This window comes from Filomicrobium sp., assembly GCF_025698805.1.
GTDB lineage: Bacteria > Pseudomonadota > Alphaproteobacteria > Rhizobiales > Hyphomicrobiaceae > Filomicrobium > Filomicrobium insigne.
Genome location: NZ_JAILWT010000004.1, coordinates 217,715 through 235,805, shown reverse-complemented (window position 1 = coordinate 235,805; position 18,091 = coordinate 217,715). Strand labels below are relative to the sequence as shown.

The following is an 18,091-nucleotide window of genomic DNA, read 5'->3' as shown; positions in this document are numbered from 1 at the left end:
AGCATTGTGCAGGTTCGAATTTTCGCACTTGAAGATGCCGATACGTTCCCCACGTGCCTCATGCTGAATAACAGCTGCCAAGCGGCTCCAATGCATGTCGAGGTATTCTTATGAAAATTGATCTTTCCGGAAAAACTGCGGTCATCACAGGGTCTACTGCGGGCATTGGTTTCGCCATAGCCGAAGGACTTGCGAAGGCCGGCGCTACGGTGGTGCTAAATGGTCGGAAACAGGAGGTTGTCGACGCAGCAGTTAAACGTCTTGCCGGGCTTGGAGAAGGTGCGCAGATCCGCGGAGTCGCAGCCGACCTGGGCACGCAGGAAGGTTGCGAAAAGCTCATCGCAGCCGAACCGTCGTGTGACATCCTTGTAAACAACGTCGGCATCTTCGGCCCTCAGGATTTCTTCGAGACCCCAGATAGCCAATGGCAACGCTTCTTCGATGTGAACGTGATGTCAGGCGTACGCATGTCACGCGCTTATCTCCCCGGAATGTCCGACCGCAAATGGGGGCGCGTGATCTTCATATCGTCTGAATCCGCCCTCAATATTCCCGCCGATATGATCCACTACGGTTTCACGAAAACGGCAAACCTCTCTCTATCCAGAGGCCTTGCCAAACGCATGGCGGGCACGGGCGTAACGGTGAACGCGATTCTGCCGGGCCCGACGCTTTCGGATGGGCTGGAGGAAATGCTGAAGAAGGCGGACACGGGCTCTGGAAAACCTATCGAAGAGCAAGCGGCAGAATTCGTAATGGAGCATCGCCCCAGCTCAATCATCCAGCGCGCGGCGACCGTCGAAGAAGTTGCCAATTTGGTCGTCTATACCGCTTCCCCACAAGCCTCCGCGACCACCGGTGCGGCCCTCCGCGTTGACGGGGGAACCGTCGAGACGATTGCCTGATCACGACGTAGAGAACGATAAAAGAGATGAAAATGCGCGGTCTAAAAATTCTGCTTGCATGTCTGGCGTTGGGAGCGGTATCGCCTGCCGCCGCTGATCCAATGCTAACGGGTTTCGCGTATCCCTTCCCAGTCAAGCGATTTACGTTTGAATCTCAAAAGCAAGAACTCTCCATGGCCTACATGGACGTGGCGCCATCAGGGATCGGCAATGGTCACACGGCCGTCCTGTTGCACGGAAAGAACTTCTGTGCTGCGACGTGGGAATCTACCATCCGCGCGTTGCGCGAAGCCGGCTTCCGCGTCGTTGCTCCCGATCAGGTGGGATTTTGCAAATCCACAAAGCCGCAGAGATATCAGTACGGCCTCCATGAGCTTGCAACGAATACACACAGGTTGTTAGAGGCAATCGGTGTGACCAATCCCATCATTATCGGTCATTCGATGGGCGGAATGCTCGCATTCCGCTACGCGCTTATGTACGGCGCCGAAATGAGCGCACTCGTCACGGTCAATCCCATTGGCCTTGAGGACTGGAAAGCTAAAGGCGTTCCGTTCGTATCAATCGACGAACTCTACGCCGGCGAATTGAAAAAGACGGACGCTCAGATCAAGGAATACCAGCGGACAACCTACTACGATGGGCAATGGCGGCCTGAGTTCGATCGCTGGGTGGACATGTTGGCAGGCATGTATCAGGGCGAGGAGGGCGCAGCTGTCGCGTGGAACCAGGCCCTGACCTCCGACATGGTTTTCAATCAGCCGGTTGTTTACGAGTTCCCGAATATCCGGGTCCCGACGTTGCTGCTCATGGGCGCCAAAGACAACACAGCAATCGGGAAAGCGCGTGCGTCGGAAGCCGTGAAGGCCGAGCTCGGCAAGTACGAAAAGCTGGGGCCGCGTACAGCAGAAGCAATACCCAACTCAACGCTCGTCATGTTCGACGACCTTGGGCATTCCCCTCAGGTACAAGAGCCTGAAAAGTTTAATCAGACGCTCATCGAGAACCTGGAAAAGATTCTAGCTCAAAAAGAAAAGTCGAAGACTGCAAAGTAGCTCGCACGATCAGATTAGAATGCGCGCATGAGTGTCTGGACGCGTTGAGCATCCTGACGTGAGAGTTCAGAACCAATTTGCTGTGAAAGCCTTGCTTCGCGGTCGATAGGCCAAAGCAACATGAGTCCAGCGACGGCGATGGCGACCAAGACGGCAGCAAGCACACCCTGCCGATCGATTGTGGCCGTTTCGTTCGCGAAGGAGGCTTTGCTAAACATGGGTACGAGTAACTCCGTGAATTGTCCCGCCAGATGCCTGACGGCTTAAGTGCGCTAGGCAACCTTCCCGCCTGCGGGTTACCAAACTATTAATTTTTCAAAATGCGCCGTTCGGGCTGAATGAAGCGTGGCTTGAGGTAGACCTCTCAGGCGACGCTCGAAGTGCTCGATGTCTTGCTGTTCCATTTGGCGAAGAGCGGTTCGAGTTCGCCTGCTGGCAACGGACGGCTGATGTGATAACCCTGAGCTTCCAGACAGCCGAGCGTGCGCAAGTATTTGAACTGCTGCGCGGTTTCGACTCCCTCGCCCGTCACCGTCATATTGAACACTCGACCGATCTTGATGATCGCGCGGACAATGACGTTGTGTTCTGGACGCTTGTTGAGTTCAGAGACAAAGGAACGGTCGATCTTGATCTTGTCGAAGGGAAAACTCATCAAGTAAGCCAACGACGAGTATCCCGTTCCGAAATCATCCATTGCTGTCCGAATGCCTGCTTTGCGGAGCTTGTGCAGGATTGCCAAAGTATCGGTACTGTCATCCAAAAGCAGAGACTCGGTGATCTCGAGTTCCAGTCGTCCCGGGCTGATGCCAGCCTCGAAAACAGCATCAAGGACCGTCTCAAAGAGATTAGGATCTTTGAACTGCTCAGCGGAAAGATTGACGGCAATCTTGATATCGTTTGGCCACTGCGCCGCTTGCTTGCATGCCTCGCGCAATGCCCAGGCACCCATCGGAACGATTAGTCCCGTTTCTTCGGCAACGCTGATGAACTGATCCGGTGGAATTAGCCCCTTCTTAGGATGGCGCCACCGCATCAGCGCTTCGAAGCCGCAGATCTTGTTCTGACGGAGATCGACGATCGGTTGATAATGGAGTTCAAGCTGGTCTTGCTCCAGCACACTGCGAAGCTCCAACTCGAGCCGACGCCGCACCTCAATCTCATCCGCCATCTCTTTGTGGAAGAAGCGATATGTCCGGCGACCACCCGTCTTTGCGGCATACAGCGCAAGGTCGGATGCGATCATTAATTCGTCAGGATCTAGTCCGCTCTCAGAGCCAATCGCGATGCCCACACTAGCAGTGACAACGATCGTATGGCCCTCAACCTCGAAGGGCTGCGTGATCACCTTGATTAAGGTCTGCGCCAACGCTTCTGCGGAGGAGCGGTCTTTGACTGAAGGTACGAGAATAGCAAATTCGTCACCGCCAAGTCGGCAAACGAGATCAGCCTCGTTTACGACGGAGCGAATACGGTGGCCAACTTCAATGAGAAGCGCGTCACCTACCGGGTGCCCCAACGTGTCGTTGACCGTCTTGAAGTGATCCACGTCAAGGGTAAAGATTGCGAATGAATGGTCGGTGCCGTTGTCGGATCTGCCAAACAGTGACGTAAGGCGTTCGAGTTCGTCTCTGAAAACACGACGATTGGGAAGCGTTGTCAGAGTGTCTTGAACGGCCAGCCGCGACACCTCGAGCTGATTACGCACGTTTCGTGCGACAGCGGCGCCAATGCCCAGCGTTAGGATGAGGCCGAGCAGGAAGTTGCCCACACGACCGTTCCGAATGTCGGCATAGATTTCATTCTCTTCGATGCTCATTGTGACAGCGAGGGGATATCCACGAACTTTGCGGAAGGTCACGAGCCTGCCGGCCTCGCGATCGATGAAATCTCCCGCGCTGCGTTGATGCAGATTCCGAAGGAGCTCGGAATGCGAGAGGTTTTCTCCGAGTTCGTAAAGGTCTGATACCGGCCCGCCGCTCGCACGTACAATCCCATCCATGCCCACGATCGAGATGAAAGTCGTGTTTCCGAATTTGATAGACCGATAGAATTCCGTGAAGTGCTCGGGGTTGAGCGAGGCCACAACAACGCCCCCAAAGGAGCCGTCCGGCTTCAGAAACTTCCGGGTGATCTGAACAGACCATTTTTTACTAACGCGTCCAACGACTGGTGCGCTGATATAAAGCTCGTCATTCAGGTTATTGACGTGCGCGCGATAATGCGCGCGATCGCTCAGATCCTGCTTCGGTGCTGGCTGTGGCCCTGCACTTGAAGCATGCATGATGCCGTTTTCATCCATGATTGCGACCTGCACGATGAGGTCGCTCAGGATGTCTTTACTGGCTACAAGATTGTGCAAGTCGACCGAACTGTAGTTGTTCTCGATCACGCGGCGCATATACAGCACAGATTTGTCGACTTCCTTGATCGAGCGTAGGACGTTCTCCTCGAACAGTCGGATGATGTTGTCCTGGATCCTTCGCGTTTCTGCGTAGGCGCTTGAGGACGCCTCGTAGTCGCGCATTACGAGGCCGCCCCAAATCACAGCCACCATTGCAAGACCGAGAAAGGTTGGCCCGCGCCAAGCTGCCTTAACGAAATTGCTCGCGAGATTTGATTTGCTCCGCGAGCGAGCCACTCCGCCTGATGTCGAGGGGTCTGGGCGTGACAGATCAGCACTCACCGCGCTGCGATCGTCGGCAGGGCCAATATTGATCGGCTCCTCCGGCTTTCTCCCCGTGGGATTTTGCTGTTCAGACATAAGACTGCCACGTTCAAATTACTTCCAACTCACAAAAGTAGGTCTCAAGGATTTGAAAGTAGTGAATACTGTGTTGCTATCGGAATTATAGTTAATATTGAATTTACAAACGCGTCAGTCTGGTTGAACGCCATGGTGAACGGCCAGGATATATTCGATTATTCGGGGTTTTGTATGATTTGATGATAAGTTCGAGTGGGGCGCTATATAGCTTCACTAGAACAAGTGAGCATCTACAATACAATGCCTCTCTCGCTCCGAAATAAATACTCCCTCTTGTAATGAGGTCGGTTTTTATGCAGAGGTCCGCCATCACGTCTCAACTCGTATGACGTGGGTTGCGTTGGGGGGAATGAAGCGGAATGGATCCGGTCTTGTTGGCCGTAGCCGCGTTCGGGTTGTTCTTTGCAGGGGTCGTAAAAGGCACAACGGGGATCGGCTATTCGTCTTGCGCCTTGCCGTTTCTTGTCCCGGTGGTGGGTCTGCAGACAGCGATTGTTTTGATCGTGATGCCGGCCATTTTGAGCAACGTGTTCGTCGCGCTCAACGCAGGTCACTTTCGCGAGATTGCCGCGCGCTTCTGGCCGCTCTACCTCGCAACACCAATCGGTATAGTTGTTGGGATCGCCTTCCTATCGTCCATAGATCAGCGTCTTGCGATCGCGGTGCTCGGCTCAGTTATCGTCGCGTATGCGGTCATCTCTCTCGCTCAACCCAACCTCTCGCTGAGAGAACCTTGGGATCGCATTCTCAACGCGCCTGTTGGTTTCTTCACAGGCCTGCTCACAGGCTTGACGGGGTCCCAGGTCATGCCGCTGCTTCCTTACATGATGGCACTGCATCTGGAGCCAAATCGATTGATACAGGCGATTAATCTCGCCGTCACGATTACGTCCATCTTTCTCGGAGCCGGTCTTATGCTGTCCGGCCTTATGGACATTCCAACTTTGGCTCTTTCGCTGTTTGCCGTAATTCCCGCTTTAGTCGGAGTTTCGCTGGGTAACCGCGCGCGCAATCTTCTGCCCGTGCTTTTCTTCCGAAGGTTGATGCTTCTGGTTTTGCTCGCAATAGGGATTATGTTTATTTTGCGAGGTTGAACTCATTTCGGCATCTGAGGTAGTTAACAATTCATGAACCACGGCTTGGTGCTCGTCCCTTTGCGGACTGAATACATATAGAAAATGGGTAGATTTGAAGGGAAAAGATCCCTTACATCACTGCCGTTAAACGTAACAAAAATAGAAGATCCAAATTCCTGTTCGACGGCTTGTCGCTCGATCATATTCTGCCAATAGTATTCTTCCGCGCCTTCCCGGACGGAGGCCTCACCCTTATACCACTTTCTAGCACTTCTTTCGAGTTTCATAAGAAGATCATCAGAAACGGGTGGCGTTTCTATCGGCGGCTCAAGTCCGAATTTCGCGACAGCGTCGCTCAGTCTGCTGGTTGTAAAGGTTTGGAATGACGATAAGGCTGCGTCTTCGACTTCGAGAAAATATGCATCGATCGCGTCCGGATCATGGCCATTCAGTGTAGCGTGCGTGTCCGTAAATAGCAGGTGGATCCGCCCTCCTGGCGCATAAACCGCAGAAATTCTTTGACTCATACGATCGAGGAAATCGAGGCACTCTCGCTCCGAGTCCGTTATGTGATTCCGTAAACCTTTGCCCCAATATAGAACGAAAGGTATTGGCCGACGTTTTTCCACCGCAAGAGCGATGAAGTTCAACATAAGATCGGTATTCGACGGTTGTTCCCGTTTGAATGACCACGTGTTGAAAGTCTTTAAAATTTTTTCGGCATTCACGATTGTACTCATTACGTTTGATAGGGTGCTCAGAAGTGTTTCCCAATCGATTGGCACGCGTAAACAATGGTTACCCCAATTGCAAGACCATAGAGGTGTGTATTGCAAGAGCGCGCTGGGAGGCGCTATTTGTCTAAATTATCGATTGAGGGATTGGATCACTCACTTATGTGATGTTGATGGAGTAAGATGCGAGCTGTTGTCGAGTTTTCTCGCCCTTAAGTGAGCGTCGTCGGTCAATGATCCTAATCACCGCACGTGTGCTGAGCAATAGGATAAAGAAAAACTCAGGCTTGCTTGACACCGTGGGCCAAGCGACTACGGTCGCTGCCGCAGGAACTTATGTACACATCGGTTCATGACTGAAGCATAAAGGTCTTGGTGCGGCTAAAGGCCATCGATGAGCGTGCCCAAATATCCCCGTGTCCTGCCATGCGGCGATGCCGCAATCACCGTAGAATTCGGCGACATCATCGACGATGAGGTGAATGCACGTGTATTAGCATTGGACGTAGCGCTATCCGAGGCCCGACTTCCCGGTGTGACGGAGACAGTACCGACCTATAGGTCGCTGCTCGTTCATTACGATCCTATAGTCATTGGGTTCGATGAGTTGAAGGCGCGCGCCCTCGCACTCGCTGGTGAGAGGCGTCGGTCGAACCGACCCACACGTAGATGGCGTATACCAGTGGTCTACGGTGCAGAATATGGCATCGATCTCGAATTCATCGCCAATAACGTCGGACTTTCTGCAGACGAAGTGGTCGCCTTTCATTGTGCCGGTACATATCGAGTGTTCATGCTCGGTTTCATGCCGGGCTTCGCATACCTGGGTGGTCTCGATCCTCTAATCGCAATGCCGCGACGGCGAGAGCCACGTCAGAACGCACCCCCTGGCACGGTTTCGATTGGCGGCATACAGGCCGCTGTGCAATCTGTCCCTGGTCCGAGCGGCTGGCACTGGATTGGCCGAACTCCGCTTCGGGTTTATGCACGTGACCGTGAGCCCATGTGCCTCTTGGAGCCGGGTGATCATGTGCAATTCTTCGCCATTAGCGCCGAGGAATGGGACACATACGCTGGCCGGTGTGAGCAGTTCGTAGAGTACGAAGTCGCATGATCGGTCTTCGTGTAATCGATCCCGGCTACATGTCCGTGCAGGACGCTGGAAGGTTCGGAGCGCAGCGGTACGGTCTGTCTCCAGCTGGAGCAATGGATCTTTTTTCGTTGGCGGTAGCGAATGCCTTGCTGCGCCAGAAGGCAGCATCCGCGGCAGTCGAGATTGGTCCCTTTCCAGCAACTCTGTCGGTTGTGGGAGGCCCCGTTCGGCTCGCGCTTGCCGGAGCTGACCGCAAGATTCTCATCGATGGTGATGAGGCAAAACTCAACACGACACTTTTGGTTCAGGAGGGGACCAAAGTCAGCCTTGGGGCGACGCGCTTAGGTATGTTTTCTTACCTCGCCTCAGAGGGCGGGATCGATGCGCCTGCACAACTCGGGAGCCTCTCGGTAGAGGTGCGCGCGTCTTTTGGAAGCCCATATCCTCGCCCGTTACGTGAAGGGGACTTCATTCCGTTGCACGCTGCGAGCCTAGCGCACGCTGAGCAGTACATTGCGCTCGAGGCTCCGCCCCACGCGCCGATTCGCGTCGTCCTTGGGCCGCAAGACGACTACTTTTACAAGGAGACCATAGAAAGTTTCCTACGATGCAGATGGACCGTCTCTCCAACGTCAAACCGCATGAGCTATCGTTTGGACGGCGAAGCTTTGGCACATGCCAAGGGTTATAACATCGTCTCTGATGGCATTGTTATGGGGCACATCCAGGTATCAGGCGCCGGTCAGCCGTTGGTCATGCTCGCGGACCGAGGCACCACCGGCGGCTACCCTAAAATCGCAACGATCATCACTGCGGATCTTGGCCGCTTCGCGCAAATTCCTATCGGCGGGGGCGTCACTTTTGAAAAGGTTTCGGTTGACGAGGCACAACGTGTCGCGCGGGAGTTCAGTCGCGAAATGCAGGCGCTGCCAAGCCGGGTTCGTACGCAAAACGCAACAATCAGCGATTCAAAACTCCTGTTGAGGCTGAATCTGGCTGGTGATGCTGTTGATGCCTTAGCTGACGCTGCCGAGCAATAATCGCACGACGGGACGGAACAGCCTCCTTTATCTTACAGACAATGTCGTGCTGAGACATGTGAGTCCTTGGCGTTACAGGGGACACTCAAAATTGAGACATACCCCGGTATTTTCATTTTCTTAGATTGCGTTTGGGGCCCGTGTTTCAACAGGCTGCCTGTTGCTGGCGGTCAATTTGAACTAGTGTAAGAACCTGAATGCTGAGTCGCTTAAGAGCGACAGGAGACATGTGCGATATGTCCGCTCAAAGACTGCTATGATTTCTACACTATGTCAGAACCGACGTGCGAAACGTGAAGGGCCCGTCTGCTGGAAGAAGGGCGTGGCCGTTGCTTGCTCGCTCGTCCTATTCCCTGTGTCCTTATTTGCCGAAAGCTCTGGAACCAAACTCGGAATATTGACGACGAACCCAGGTGTTTCGATGGCTGATGCTGTCGCATCGATCGGACAGGTGACCTTCCGTGATTGTCCGGATGCCTGTCCTGAAATGGTCGTGGTTCCTCAGGGTAGTTTTGCGATGGGCTCTCCCGCAAAAAAACGAGAAGCCTTGAACAGCGAACTAGGTGAGTTCTTCGCCAACGAAGGCCCTCGCAAAGTTGTAACTATCGCAAAGCCGTTTGCCGTGGGCGTCTTTGAAGTGACATGGGCCCAGTGGGGAGAGTGCGTGGCTGAAGGTGCCTGTAATGGCGCCGCGCCAGAGGCAACCGGCGGCGATAACGGCTGTGGTAAGGGAAAACACCCTGTAATCGAGGTCTCCTGGCATCACGCGAAAACCTATACTGCTTGGTTATCGGAAAAGACCGGTTACAAGTACCGCTTGCTGACAGAAGCGGAGTGGGAATATGCGGCGCGCGCGAAAAGTCAGACGAACTTTTCGTGGGGTGAGAAGGTTGATCGCGCTAAGGCGAACTGCAACGGTTGTGGTAGTAAATGGGATAATCACCAGACTGCTGAAGTCGGCGAGTTTCCCCCGAACGATTTCGGCATCTATGACATGCATGGAAATGTCGCAGAATGGGTCGAAGACTGCTGGGAGGATAGCTACGAATCTCTCCCGAGCGATGGTTCCGCGCGCACAAAGGACAAATGTTTGTTGCGCGTCGTGCGCGGCGGCGCTTGGAACCTTCGGCCCATGTATTTGCGGTCAGCCGCTCGGGACTGCTACCACCCGGGCGATCAGTTGAACACCGTAGGCTTCCGTGTGGCCCGGACGATTTCCACAGAGAACGACTAGGATTGCTTGAAGGTGGCAAGTTATTTCATGTCTTTGATCGCGCGGCGAGCTCCCGCCTCAGAGCTTTAACTGTTTCGAATTGCTTCGTAGCGTCGCGCAGGATTGCAGCGATGCCGATCATTCTTCCTTGGTCATCGAAGTACGGCAACATCGAAAATTCAACGGAAATACGCGAACCATCCTTCCGTAAGGCGGGAACCGAGAGTAGATCACCCGACCCGTAGCGGGTATGCCCGGTAGCCACCGTTTTTTCATAACCATCCCAATGCCGCTGCCGCAGGTTTTCCGGAATGATAATATCGAGAGATTGTCCCAACGCTTCAGATGCAGTGAAGCCGAATATGCGCTCCGCGCCAGCGTTCCAATAGACAATGCGGCCGTCTTTCCCAGCATAAAGGACCGCATCCGGAATATTTTCGACGAGCGCACGTGAAAAGTGGTCGAGGTCGAAGCTGTCGAGCGATTGATCGGTCATGAGGAGATCCGCCCTAGTTGAGGGGTGTCGCAATCGTTCGTGCTACGCGTCTCCGTTATTATGGTGTCCATGGCTATATCGTGTGGTTGTGCGACAAAGTCTGGACACGCGAACATGTCAAAGCCGATACCGATCGCGTAGGGTCGCGGCTTCAAGCTGGCGAGCGTGCGGTCAAAGAAACCGCCACCATAACCCAGTCGGTAGGAACCGCTGAATCCCACGAGCGGAGAGATGACAACGTCTGGCGTTATCTGTTTCTTGATTGCAGGCACCGGTATGTTCCAAACACCGCGCACCATCGGATCTCCCATGGCCCACTCCCAATATTCCAGCGGTGCTTTCTTCTCGACGACGACCGGTAAAGCGAGTTTGATCCCGGAGGTTTTCGAGAGCTGGTTGGCCCAGTGACGGACATCTATCTCGCACTTGATGGGCCAATAAAGGCCGAGAACACGACAATCGAGCGTGCGGAACTCACGGTCAAGATTTGCGATAATGTGCTCGGATAGTCGCTCACGCTCAGCCACGGAAAGTGCATTGCGCTGGGCGAGAATCCGTTCCCTCGTTTCGCGTCGCCATGCCCGAGTTGGATCTGTTGTCATCATCGGTCCTGTTACTCAGGTTGTTGGGAGGCAGGCGCTAACGGTGCCCGAAGTGGAGGTATAACGCTTTCACCGCGATGCATGGCTATGCCGAGTTGAAGCGATTGCGCGATGCGTTCGGAGCGATCCACGAACAATGCAGCCGCCGCTGGCGGGCAGATCATTTCCGCTGAGCTCTTGAAGAGCTCAAGCCAACGCGCAAAGTGGGCTCCTGTAATTTCAGGAATGCCCGTGTGGACAACCATCGGTTGCCCTTTGTACTTTCCGCTCATCAAGGTGACCGAGGACCAAAATGCGCTAAGCTTGCGCAAATGCTCGGGCCAGTCGTCGATGGCCTTGTTGAAGATGGGACCGAGCATTTCATCGCGCCGCACTCTTGCGTAGAAGTGCGACACAAGTGCCTCTATCATTGTCTCGGTAATACCCACCGCAACGCCAGGAGCCATCGGATTCGGTGATTTCTGCATGGCTTTAACGTCCACAATAAGATATATGTTAGATGCATCTTATAGCGTGAGCCAGCCAAAGCAATCGCTCTACGACAACATTTACGGATCTCCCCATGCGACTAACGGTCATGTCGGACTATTCATTGCGGGTTCTGATGTACCTCGGCGCGAAGCCGGAGCATCGGGCAACGATCCAAGAGATCGCGTCGGCCTACGGAATTTCCGAAAACCACCTGATGAAGGTCGTGCATGGACTTGGGCGACAAGGGTTCGTTGAAACAGTTCGTGGGCGTGGCGGCGGCCTGCGCCTAGCAAGGCCGGCGGACAAGATTAAAATCGGAGACGTGATAAAAGCCGTCGAAGATGACTTCGCATTAGTCGAGTGCTTCCGCGACGAAAATGTTTGCCGCATATCGAACGTCTGCCGCCTTCGAGGCGTACTCAGGCTCGCACTCGAAGCGTATTTTCGGGTGCTCGATGATTGGACCGTTGCAGATCTCGTGACAACACCAACGAATTTGTTCGCATTGTTAAGTGATCTGCCATCGTCTTCGGAACCTGCGACACGCCGATGACAGGGGGCGACGCGCCATGACGCTTGAAACACGGTTGACCCGTAGCCTGTCTTTGGAAGTTCCGATCATTTCCGCGCCGATGGCATTTGCCGCGGGCGGTCGGTTGGCCGCTGCAGTCAGCGCCGCAGGTGGATTGGGGCTTATCGGTGGAGGTTATGGGGACGAGGCATGGCTGCGCAAGCAGCTCGCATGTGTGCGGCCCAACAGCATCGGCTGCGGTTTTATAACGTGGTCGTTGCAAAAGCAGCCACACTTGTTGGATCTCGTGCTGGATCACAAGCCGAAGGCGATCTGCTTGTCCTTTGGAGATCCGGCGCCATTCGCCGAGCATATCAAGAAGGCGGGCGCGCTTCTGATATCCCAAGTACAGACGCGTCGCGATGCCGAACATGCCATAGAGTGCCAGGCTGATGTCGTGATCGCTCAGGGTTCGGAAGCGGGAGGACACGGCCAACTACGAGCAACTTTCACCCTTGTCCCCGAGGTTGCGGACCTGATCGCGGCGAGATCGCCGGAAACCCTGTTGTGCGCGGCAGGCGGGATTGCCGACGGGCGTGGCTTGGCAGCTGCGTTGATGCTTGGCGCCGATGGTGTTTTGATCGGGTCCCGGCTTTGGGCATCGTCCGAGGCTGACGTCGGCCCACGTATGCACGAGGCAGCGCTTGCCGCAGGTGGTGATGACACCGTACGCTCCCAGCTCATGGATATGGCGCGTCGCCTTGAATGGCCAAGCCGCTATACAGCACGTGTTCTCAAAAACACGTTCATCGAACGTTGGCAGGGGCGCGAAGATGAACTGATGGCGGTCGCCGAAGAGGAAGCCGACCGCTATCGAGCGGCCTGGTCCAACGACGATCCCGATAACGCCAACACCTTCGTCGGTGAAGTCGTCGGATTGATCGATCGGGTCGCCACGGCTGGAGAGATTATCCAAGATTTAGTGGCAGGCGCGGAGGCTCGATTGGCTTCGGCGGTGCAGCATATCGGCGGTCAGGCCGCCTAAGTTTTAACAGGCGGCCCTTCGATGCGGGCCATGCTGACAAATCAGCGCGGCCTTAGAGTGCTTCCGGAAAAGTGGGAACCGGTTTTCCGACAAGAATCACGGCTAAACAGAGAGTTAGGGTGTTTCCACGTTTCAACGAGAAGCGGAATTACCCTAAGGACGCCCATTGACACTGCAACCGCACTTCGCCCATGCTCACAAAATGTTCTGTCCAGCTGCTTTCCATTTGAAGCTTCCTGCCGAAGGTTCCGCCGCCGCGGGCCTCTAGCCCCGGCTTGGCCGCCGTGCGTCGCTTTCAGGCCGGGGCATGTCCTCAAAATTTCCGCACCCTTAATGACAAGCTTTCCGAGCGCTAATCGCCGCTCGACCTCCTCCCCACCTTGTCCGAACGTCCTGGACTGCAAAACACGGAATTCTGGCGAATGTCGAACTTAATGCCCCATCCCGGCCGTTCCATTCAGTTACTGCCCGGCCCAACACCCGTGCCTGAACGCATTTTGGCAGCGATGTGCCGTGATGTTCTCGACCACCGAGGTCCGGTATTCCAGGAACTCGGGTTGAGTGTTCTCAAGGAGATGCAGACTGTCTTTCGCACGAAAGACCCAGTCATCATCTATGCCTCGTCAGGAACGGGCGCTTGGGAAGCAGCAATCGTAAACACGCTGTCTCCCGGTGATCGGGTTCTGACTATCGAGGGCGGCCACTTTGCTGCGATGTGGACCGGAATGGCGAGGGATTTCGGCCTGATCCCAGACGTAATCCCGACAGACTGGCGAACGGGGCCAGACCCGCAAAAGATTGCCGAACATCTCGCGAAGGATAAAGAGCACGCCATCAAGGCGGTCTTTGTCGTTCACAATGAAACCTCGACGGGTGTTCGTGGCGCGATCGCCAAGGTACGGGAAGCGATGGATGCCGTAGGGCACCCCGCGTTGCTCATGGTCGATGCGGTCTCCTCGCTCGCAGGTATGGACTACCGGCATGATGAATGGGGCGTGGACGTTTCCGTAAGCGGATCACAGAAGGGGCTTATGCTTCCGCCAGGGCTCGCCTTCACCGCAATCAGCGAGCGCGCACGCGCGGCCACAGAAACCGCGAAGATGCCGCGGTACTATTGGTCGTGGACGAAGATGCTTGCACAGAACAAGGAGGGCTATTTCCCCTTCACCCCCGCCACCGGCCTGCTCCACGGCCTCGCCGAGAGCATCGCGATGCTCAAGGAAGAGGGCTTTGATAACGTCTTTGCGCGTCATGAACGGAACGCGGAAGCCGTGCGCCGTGCCGTGTGTGCATGGGGTCTCGATGTCTGGTGTCTCGATCCGGAAAGCTATTCACCAGCCGTCACAGCAGTAGGCATGCCGGAAGGGCACGATGCGACAGCGTTCCGCAAGCTTGTCTACGAGCGCTTCGATGTCGCCTTGGCGATGGGCCTCGGCAAACTCGCGGGCAAGGTCTTCCGGATTGGCCACCTTGGGTCCGTCAATGACGTAACGTTGCTCGGCGGCTTGACAGCTATCGAGCGTGCTTTGGCGATCGCAAAGGTTCCCCACAGTTCTGGTGGTGTTGCCGCCGCGATGGATTATCTCGGCTGAGACAATCACGCGCACAGACTTTTTCTTGTGCGTCCTCTAGCAAAAGATGTATCGAATAGGCATCTTTAATGGGCTGGCTTGTGCGTAAACGCGTCGGCCCATACGTGGAGGCAGGATCAGATGACCTATGTCGTCACCGAAAATTGCATAAAGTGTAAGTACACGGATTGCGTAGAGGTCTGTCCCGTCGATTGCTTCTACGAGGGCAAGAACATGCTCGTCATTAATCCCGACGAGTGCATAGATTGCGGCGTCTGTGTCCCCGAGTGCCCCGCTGAAGCAATCTTTCCAGACAACGATCCAGCGGCCACGGAGCACTGGCTCAACGTCAATCAGAAGTACTCCGAAGTCTGGCCAAACATCACGGCCAAAAAAGACCCCATGCCGGATGCTGATGCCCAGAATGGCCAGCCCGACAAAGCGGCGGACCTGTCACCCGAAGGTGGTCAAACCGTCGAAGCTTGACGATAAAATCTTACCAATTTCGGAAAACGTGAGGCCGCGAAGCGACCCCTATTTGGGCATCGCGGCTTTCGCTTATTCGTTGTCGCCTTTAGTGGCCCGCATACAAGCACACTTGGCCTTTCGGCGTTGTCTCTCCATAAATGGATGATATAACATCCGTCGTGAGTTGAGCGACAGGGCAAAGCACTGCGAAAAAGCAGGCAAGTCAGCGGTGGGCGGATTGGCTTCCGCTATCGGTTTGAAGAAGTTCACCGGGTTTCCAAAGGCCGGCATACCCCTGTCGCATTCCTCGTCTTAGTCTTCAAACGCCTTGAGCCAGGAGGAATACCTTGATGCGCACTTCGACGATCTACGGCGCCACGATCTTATCGGCAATGGCCGTAATGGTGAGCAACGTGCACGCACAGCACCGTGAGTTGGGCGCGCATGAGCACGGACAAGGCATCTTGAACATCGCAGTCGAAGGCCAGCGCGTAAGCATGGAATTGGCTGCCCCCGGTGCCGATATCGTAGGGTTCGAGCATGACGCCACGACGGACGACCAAAAGGCAGCACTCAAGACGGCAAAAGAAAAGCTATCTGAAGCACTGTCATTGTTCCGTCTGAGCGGGAAGGCCGGGTGCAAAGTCGCCGAGACGGAAGTCACCTTCCAGACGGAAGAAGACGGTGATCACAAGGACCATCATGAGCACGCAAGTGAAGCTGCCGCAGGGCATGATGATGCGCACAAGCATGAGGCCCATGCCAAGGAACATGAGCACGACCACGATCACGCGGATCACAACGACAAGCACGCACACCACGCGGAATTTCGCGCCACATACGATATTAAGTGCGAAACCCCTGCGGCTCTAACCGGCATTGCTTTTGGCTATTTCGACATGTTCAAGAATGCACAACGCCTCAAAGTGAATGTCGTGACCGATAAGGGGCAAACATCATTGCAGGCGACACGCGAAAAGCCGGAAGTTAGCTTGAGCGGTCTGATGTAGGCGAAATTGAGCGTTTGCGACTTCCAAAAAAGGAGAACGACGTTGAGCAATGCGACGCGCGAGCCCGCCGAGCCGGACGTTGTCCGGATTTCAGGGCTGCACTTCACGTGGCCAGGGCGTCATTCATTCTCCCTTACGATAGAAAATTTCTCGGTTTCGCGCGGCGAACGCCTCATGTTGATTGGGCCGTCGGGAGGTGGGAAGTCGACATTTCTCAGCCTGCTTGCCGGGATACTGACGCCGCAGCGCGGCAGCATCGAAATTTTAGGAACGGATATCACGCGTCTGTCTGGACCGGCGCGTGATCGTTTTCGCTCGGAGCACTTCGGCATAATTTTTCAGATGTTCAACTTGCTCCCATATGGGTCGGTGATCGACAACGTCCTCCTACCCCTGCACTTCTCGAAGAGTCGCCGTGAGCGCGTGCGTCGTACCGGCAAACCGGAAGTGGAAGCGCGACGTCTCCTCGAGCACCTTGGACTGGAGCCGGCGCTCATCAGTGGAACGTCGGCCGCGAGCCTCAGTGTAGGTCAACAGCAGCGCGTCGCGGCGGCGCGTGCGCTGATTGGCATGCCGGAGGTGGTCATCGCGGATGAGCCGACGTCGGCGTTAGACCGAAGCCGGCAAACCGATTTCCTCAAATTGCTTTTCGCCAATGCCGAGGCCTCCGGTTCCACGCTCATCATGGTTACACACGACGAAAGCTTGAGTCCCCACTTTTCGCGTGTCGTGCGTTTGGATGACATCGCCCAGACAATGCGGGAGGCGGCATGATCATCGCGCGTCTCGCATTTCAGTCCCTCAGAAACCGGTGGCTCACGGCAACGCTGACGGTTCTCGCGATCGCCTTCAGCGTCATGCTACTCCTTGGCGTTGAGAAAATTCGCAACGGCGCACGCGACAGTTTCGCCAATACGATTTCCGGCACGGAGCTCATCGTTGGCGCTCGCAGCGGCAGCCTGCAGTTGCTGCTGTATTCGGTTTTCCGGATCGGCAATGCCACCAACAACATCACCTGGCAGAGCTATTCTGACATCGCGAGCCACCCGGATGTCGCCTGGATCGTGCCCATTTCCCTTGGCGACAGTCATCGCGGTTTTCGCGTGCTCGGCACCACGAAAGACTATTACGAACACTATCGCTTCCGTGGAGGAAATCGCATCGAAGTCGCCAGCGGCAAACTGGGAGAAGACCTCTTTGACACGGTGATCGGGGCGGACGTGGCAGCCCAGTTAGGATACAAGGTCGGCGACAAAATCGTGATTGGCCACGGCCTCGGCTCGGTGTCGTTCTTGGAGCATGAAGACAAACCATTCCGCGTTGCTGGGATACTCGCGAAAACAGGTACACCCGTCGACCGTACGGTGCACGTTAGCCTTGAGGCGATCGAAGCCATTCATGTTGATTGGCAGAGTGGTGCACCGGTTCCAGGCCAAACCGTCTCAGCAGATCAAGTGCGTGCGATGGATCTCAAGCCGAAGGCCATTACCGCAGCTCTTGTGGGATTGAAGTCAAAGCTCGCCATCTTCCGTGTTCAACGCGAGATCAACGAATATCCCGACGAGCCCCTCTCGGCCATTCTGCCTGGAGCCGCGCTTCAGGAACTCTGGGGCCTTGTTGCAATTGCCGAGACAGCATTGGCCGCGGTATCCGCCATGGTCGTCGCGACGGCGCTACTGGGAATGCTGACCATGATCTTGACCGCGCTGAATGAGCGTCGCCGGGAGATGGCCATCCTGCGCGCAGCTGGCGCGCGCCCGGTCACCATTCTTGGATTGCTGGCCGCAGAAGCCGGTATGTTGACGGCTGCCGGTGTGGCGACAGGGACCGTGTTGCTTTACGCAGCTTTGTTTATTCTGCGCCCCATCTTGGACCGCGAGTATGGTTTGAACCTGTCAATCGCACCGCCGACGACAAGCGAAGGGCTAACGCTCGCTGTTATTGTTTTGGTGGGTTTTATCGCTGGATTGGTTCCCGCCATGCTGGCGTATCGACGCTCACTCGCGGACGGCATGACGGTTCGGATTTGAAGAG

At 55.3% G+C, this 18,091-nt stretch carries 19 protein-coding genes; 13 read left to right on the top strand and 6 right to left on the bottom strand.

From position 1 onward, the window contains the following. Positions 1-110 precede the first annotated feature (110 nt). Complete coding sequence (locus K5845_RS12105) at positions 111-905, top strand: SDR family NAD(P)-dependent oxidoreductase (protein ID WP_090226016.1); 795 nt, start codon at positions 111-113, stop codon at positions 903-905. A 26-nt stretch (positions 906-931) separates the two neighbouring features. Beyond that, complete coding sequence (locus K5845_RS12100) at positions 932-1,960, top strand: alpha/beta fold hydrolase (RefSeq protein WP_502814136.1); 1,029 nt, start codon at positions 932-934, stop codon at positions 1,958-1,960. A gap of 14 nt (positions 1,961-1,974) precedes the next feature. On the opposite strand, the gene K5845_RS12095 is transcribed toward K5845_RS12100, so the two are convergent. Both K5845_RS12095 and K5845_RS12090 read right to left on the bottom strand, forming a co-directional pair. Continuing rightward, entirely contained in the window at positions 1,975-2,178 is a 204-nt protein-coding gene (locus K5845_RS12095; RefSeq protein WP_046478147.1) for a hypothetical protein, read from the bottom strand. A gap of 146 nt (positions 2,179-2,324) precedes the next feature. Further along, complete coding sequence (locus K5845_RS12090) at positions 2,325-4,724, bottom strand: bifunctional diguanylate cyclase/phosphodiesterase (protein ID WP_090226011.1); 2,400 nt, start codon at positions 4,722-4,724, stop codon at positions 2,325-2,327. A gap of 362 nt (positions 4,725-5,086) precedes the next feature. Between K5845_RS12090 and K5845_RS12085 the strand changes: the two genes are divergently transcribed. Continuing rightward, complete coding sequence (locus K5845_RS12085; RefSeq protein WP_046478148.1) at positions 5,087-5,821, top strand: sulfite exporter TauE/SafE family protein; 735 nt, start codon at positions 5,087-5,089, stop codon at positions 5,819-5,821. Between the two features lie 23 nt (positions 5,822-5,844). On the opposite strand, the gene K5845_RS12080 is transcribed toward K5845_RS12085, so the two are convergent. Continuing rightward, the gene (locus tag K5845_RS12080; protein ID WP_139165273.1) at positions 5,845-6,531 is read right to left on the bottom strand and encodes a hypothetical protein; all 687 of its coding nucleotides are present in this window, start codon (positions 6,529-6,531) and stop codon (positions 5,845-5,847) included. Between the two features lie 400 nt (positions 6,532-6,931). Between K5845_RS12080 and pxpB the strand changes: the two genes are divergently transcribed. From pxpB to K5845_RS12065, 3 genes are all read left to right on the top strand, one after another. Next, positions 6,932-7,651 carry a 5-oxoprolinase subunit PxpB gene (gene pxpB, locus K5845_RS12075; protein WP_287959059.1) on the top strand — a complete coding sequence of 240 codons (720 nt, stop codon included), beginning with the start codon at positions 6,932-6,934 and terminating at the stop codon, positions 7,649-7,651. After that, positions 7,648-8,670: a 5-oxoprolinase subunit C family protein gene (locus K5845_RS12070; RefSeq protein WP_046478151.1), complete on the top strand. Its 1,023-nt coding sequence runs from the start codon at positions 7,648-7,650 to the stop codon at positions 8,668-8,670. Before pxpB ends, K5845_RS12070 begins: the two co-directional genes overlap by 4 nt. A gap of 322 nt (positions 8,671-8,992) precedes the next feature. After that, complete coding sequence (locus K5845_RS12065; RefSeq protein WP_287959058.1) at positions 8,993-9,904, top strand: formylglycine-generating enzyme family protein; 912 nt, start codon at positions 8,993-8,995, stop codon at positions 9,902-9,904. A gap of 25 nt (positions 9,905-9,929) precedes the next feature. Here K5845_RS12065 and K5845_RS12060 read toward each other — a convergent pair whose 3' ends face one another. Genes K5845_RS12060 through K5845_RS12050 form a run of 3 tightly spaced genes read right to left on the bottom strand, consistent with a single transcriptional unit; the run spans position 9,930 to position 11,448 of the window. Then, positions 9,930-10,379, bottom strand: coding sequence for a PAS domain-containing protein (locus tag K5845_RS12060; RefSeq protein ID WP_046478152.1), 450 nt, complete (start codon positions 10,377-10,379; stop codon positions 9,930-9,932). Then, positions 10,376-10,984: a 5-formyltetrahydrofolate cyclo-ligase gene (locus K5845_RS12055; protein WP_287959057.1), complete on the bottom strand. Its 609-nt coding sequence runs from the start codon at positions 10,982-10,984 to the stop codon at positions 10,376-10,378. The genes K5845_RS12060 and K5845_RS12055 overlap by 4 nt, the downstream gene beginning before the upstream one ends. A gap of 8 nt (positions 10,985-10,992) precedes the next feature. Continuing rightward, positions 10,993-11,448 (bottom strand): group III truncated hemoglobin, encoded by a 456-nt coding sequence (locus tag K5845_RS12050; protein ID WP_046478154.1) that lies wholly within the window; start codon positions 11,446-11,448, stop codon positions 10,993-10,995. Between the two features lie 95 nt (positions 11,449-11,543). Here K5845_RS12050 and K5845_RS12045 point away from each other — a divergent pair, with 95 nt between their 5' ends. From K5845_RS12045 to K5845_RS12015, 7 genes are all read left to right on the top strand, one after another. Continuing rightward, positions 11,544-12,005, top strand: a complete 462-nt coding sequence (locus tag K5845_RS12045) for an RrF2 family transcriptional regulator (RefSeq protein ID WP_046478155.1) — start codon at positions 11,544-11,546, stop codon at positions 12,003-12,005. A gap of 16 nt (positions 12,006-12,021) precedes the next feature. After that, the gene (locus K5845_RS12040; RefSeq protein WP_046478156.1) at positions 12,022-13,008 is read left to right on the top strand and encodes an NAD(P)H-dependent flavin oxidoreductase; all 987 of its coding nucleotides are present in this window, start codon (positions 12,022-12,024) and stop codon (positions 13,006-13,008) included. Positions 13,009-13,430: 422 nt separating this feature from the next. Beyond that, positions 13,431-14,600 (top strand): pyridoxal-phosphate-dependent aminotransferase family protein, encoded by a 1,170-nt coding sequence (locus tag K5845_RS12035; protein WP_090226003.1) that lies wholly within the window; start codon positions 13,431-13,433, stop codon positions 14,598-14,600. A 120-nt stretch (positions 14,601-14,720) separates the two neighbouring features. Continuing rightward, positions 14,721-15,065, top strand: coding sequence for a ferredoxin FdxA (gene fdxA / locus K5845_RS12030; protein ID WP_046478158.1), 345 nt, complete (start codon positions 14,721-14,723; stop codon positions 15,063-15,065). Between the two features lie 332 nt (positions 15,066-15,397). Then, positions 15,398-16,057 carry a zinc uptake protein ZrgA gene (zrgA, locus tag K5845_RS12025; RefSeq protein WP_287959056.1) on the top strand — a complete coding sequence of 220 codons (660 nt, stop codon included), beginning with the start codon at positions 15,398-15,400 and terminating at the stop codon, positions 16,055-16,057. Positions 16,058-16,099: 42 nt separating this feature from the next. Further along, positions 16,100-16,831, top strand: a complete 732-nt coding sequence (locus K5845_RS12020) for an ABC transporter ATP-binding protein (protein WP_090225996.1) — start codon at positions 16,100-16,102, stop codon at positions 16,829-16,831. Beyond that, positions 16,828-18,087: an ABC transporter permease gene (locus K5845_RS12015; protein WP_287959055.1), complete on the top strand. Its 1,260-nt coding sequence runs from the start codon at positions 16,828-16,830 to the stop codon at positions 18,085-18,087. Before K5845_RS12020 ends, K5845_RS12015 begins: the two co-directional genes overlap by 4 nt. Positions 18,088-18,091 lie beyond the last annotated feature (4 nt).

Bases quoted from the DNA above. Each gene is read 5' to 3' on its own strand.
- K5845_RS12105 (WP_090226016.1), top strand. From the start codon at position 111: ATGAAAATTGATCTTTCCGGAAAAACTGCGGTCATCACAGGGTCTACT.
- K5845_RS12100 (WP_502814136.1), top strand. From the start codon at position 932: ATGAAAATGCGCGGTCTAAAAATTCTGCTTGCATGTCTGGCGTTGGGA.
- K5845_RS12095 (WP_046478147.1), bottom strand. From the start codon at position 2,178: ATGTTTAGCAAAGCCTCCTTCGCGAACGAAACGGCCACAATCGATCGG.
- K5845_RS12090 (WP_090226011.1), bottom strand. From the start codon at position 4,724: ATGTCTGAACAGCAAAATCCCACGGGGAGAAAGCCGGAGGAGCCGATC.
- K5845_RS12085 (WP_046478148.1), top strand. From the start codon at position 5,087: ATGGATCCGGTCTTGTTGGCCGTAGCCGCGTTCGGGTTGTTCTTTGCA.
- pxpB (WP_287959059.1), top strand. From the start codon at position 6,932: ATGAGCGTGCCCAAATATCCCCGTGTCCTGCCATGCGGCGATGCCGCA.
- K5845_RS12070 (WP_046478151.1), top strand. From the start codon at position 7,648: ATGATCGGTCTTCGTGTAATCGATCCCGGCTACATGTCCGTGCAGGAC.
- K5845_RS12060 (WP_046478152.1), bottom strand. From the start codon at position 10,379: ATGACCGATCAATCGCTCGACAGCTTCGACCTCGACCACTTTTCACGT.
- K5845_RS12055 (WP_287959057.1), bottom strand. From the start codon at position 10,984: ATGATGACAACAGATCCAACTCGGGCATGGCGACGCGAAACGAGGGAA.
- K5845_RS12050 (WP_046478154.1), bottom strand. From the start codon at position 11,448: ATGCAGAAATCACCGAATCCGATGGCTCCTGGCGTTGCGGTGGGTATT.
- K5845_RS12045 (WP_046478155.1), top strand. From the start codon at position 11,544: ATGCGACTAACGGTCATGTCGGACTATTCATTGCGGGTTCTGATGTAC.
- K5845_RS12040 (WP_046478156.1), top strand. From the start codon at position 12,022: ATGACGCTTGAAACACGGTTGACCCGTAGCCTGTCTTTGGAAGTTCCG.
- K5845_RS12035 (WP_090226003.1), top strand. From the start codon at position 13,431: ATGTCGAACTTAATGCCCCATCCCGGCCGTTCCATTCAGTTACTGCCC.
- fdxA (WP_046478158.1), top strand. From the start codon at position 14,721: ATGACCTATGTCGTCACCGAAAATTGCATAAAGTGTAAGTACACGGAT.
- zrgA (WP_287959056.1), top strand. From the start codon at position 15,398: ATGCGCACTTCGACGATCTACGGCGCCACGATCTTATCGGCAATGGCC.
- K5845_RS12015 (WP_287959055.1), top strand. From the start codon at position 16,828: ATGATCATCGCGCGTCTCGCATTTCAGTCCCTCAGAAACCGGTGGCTC.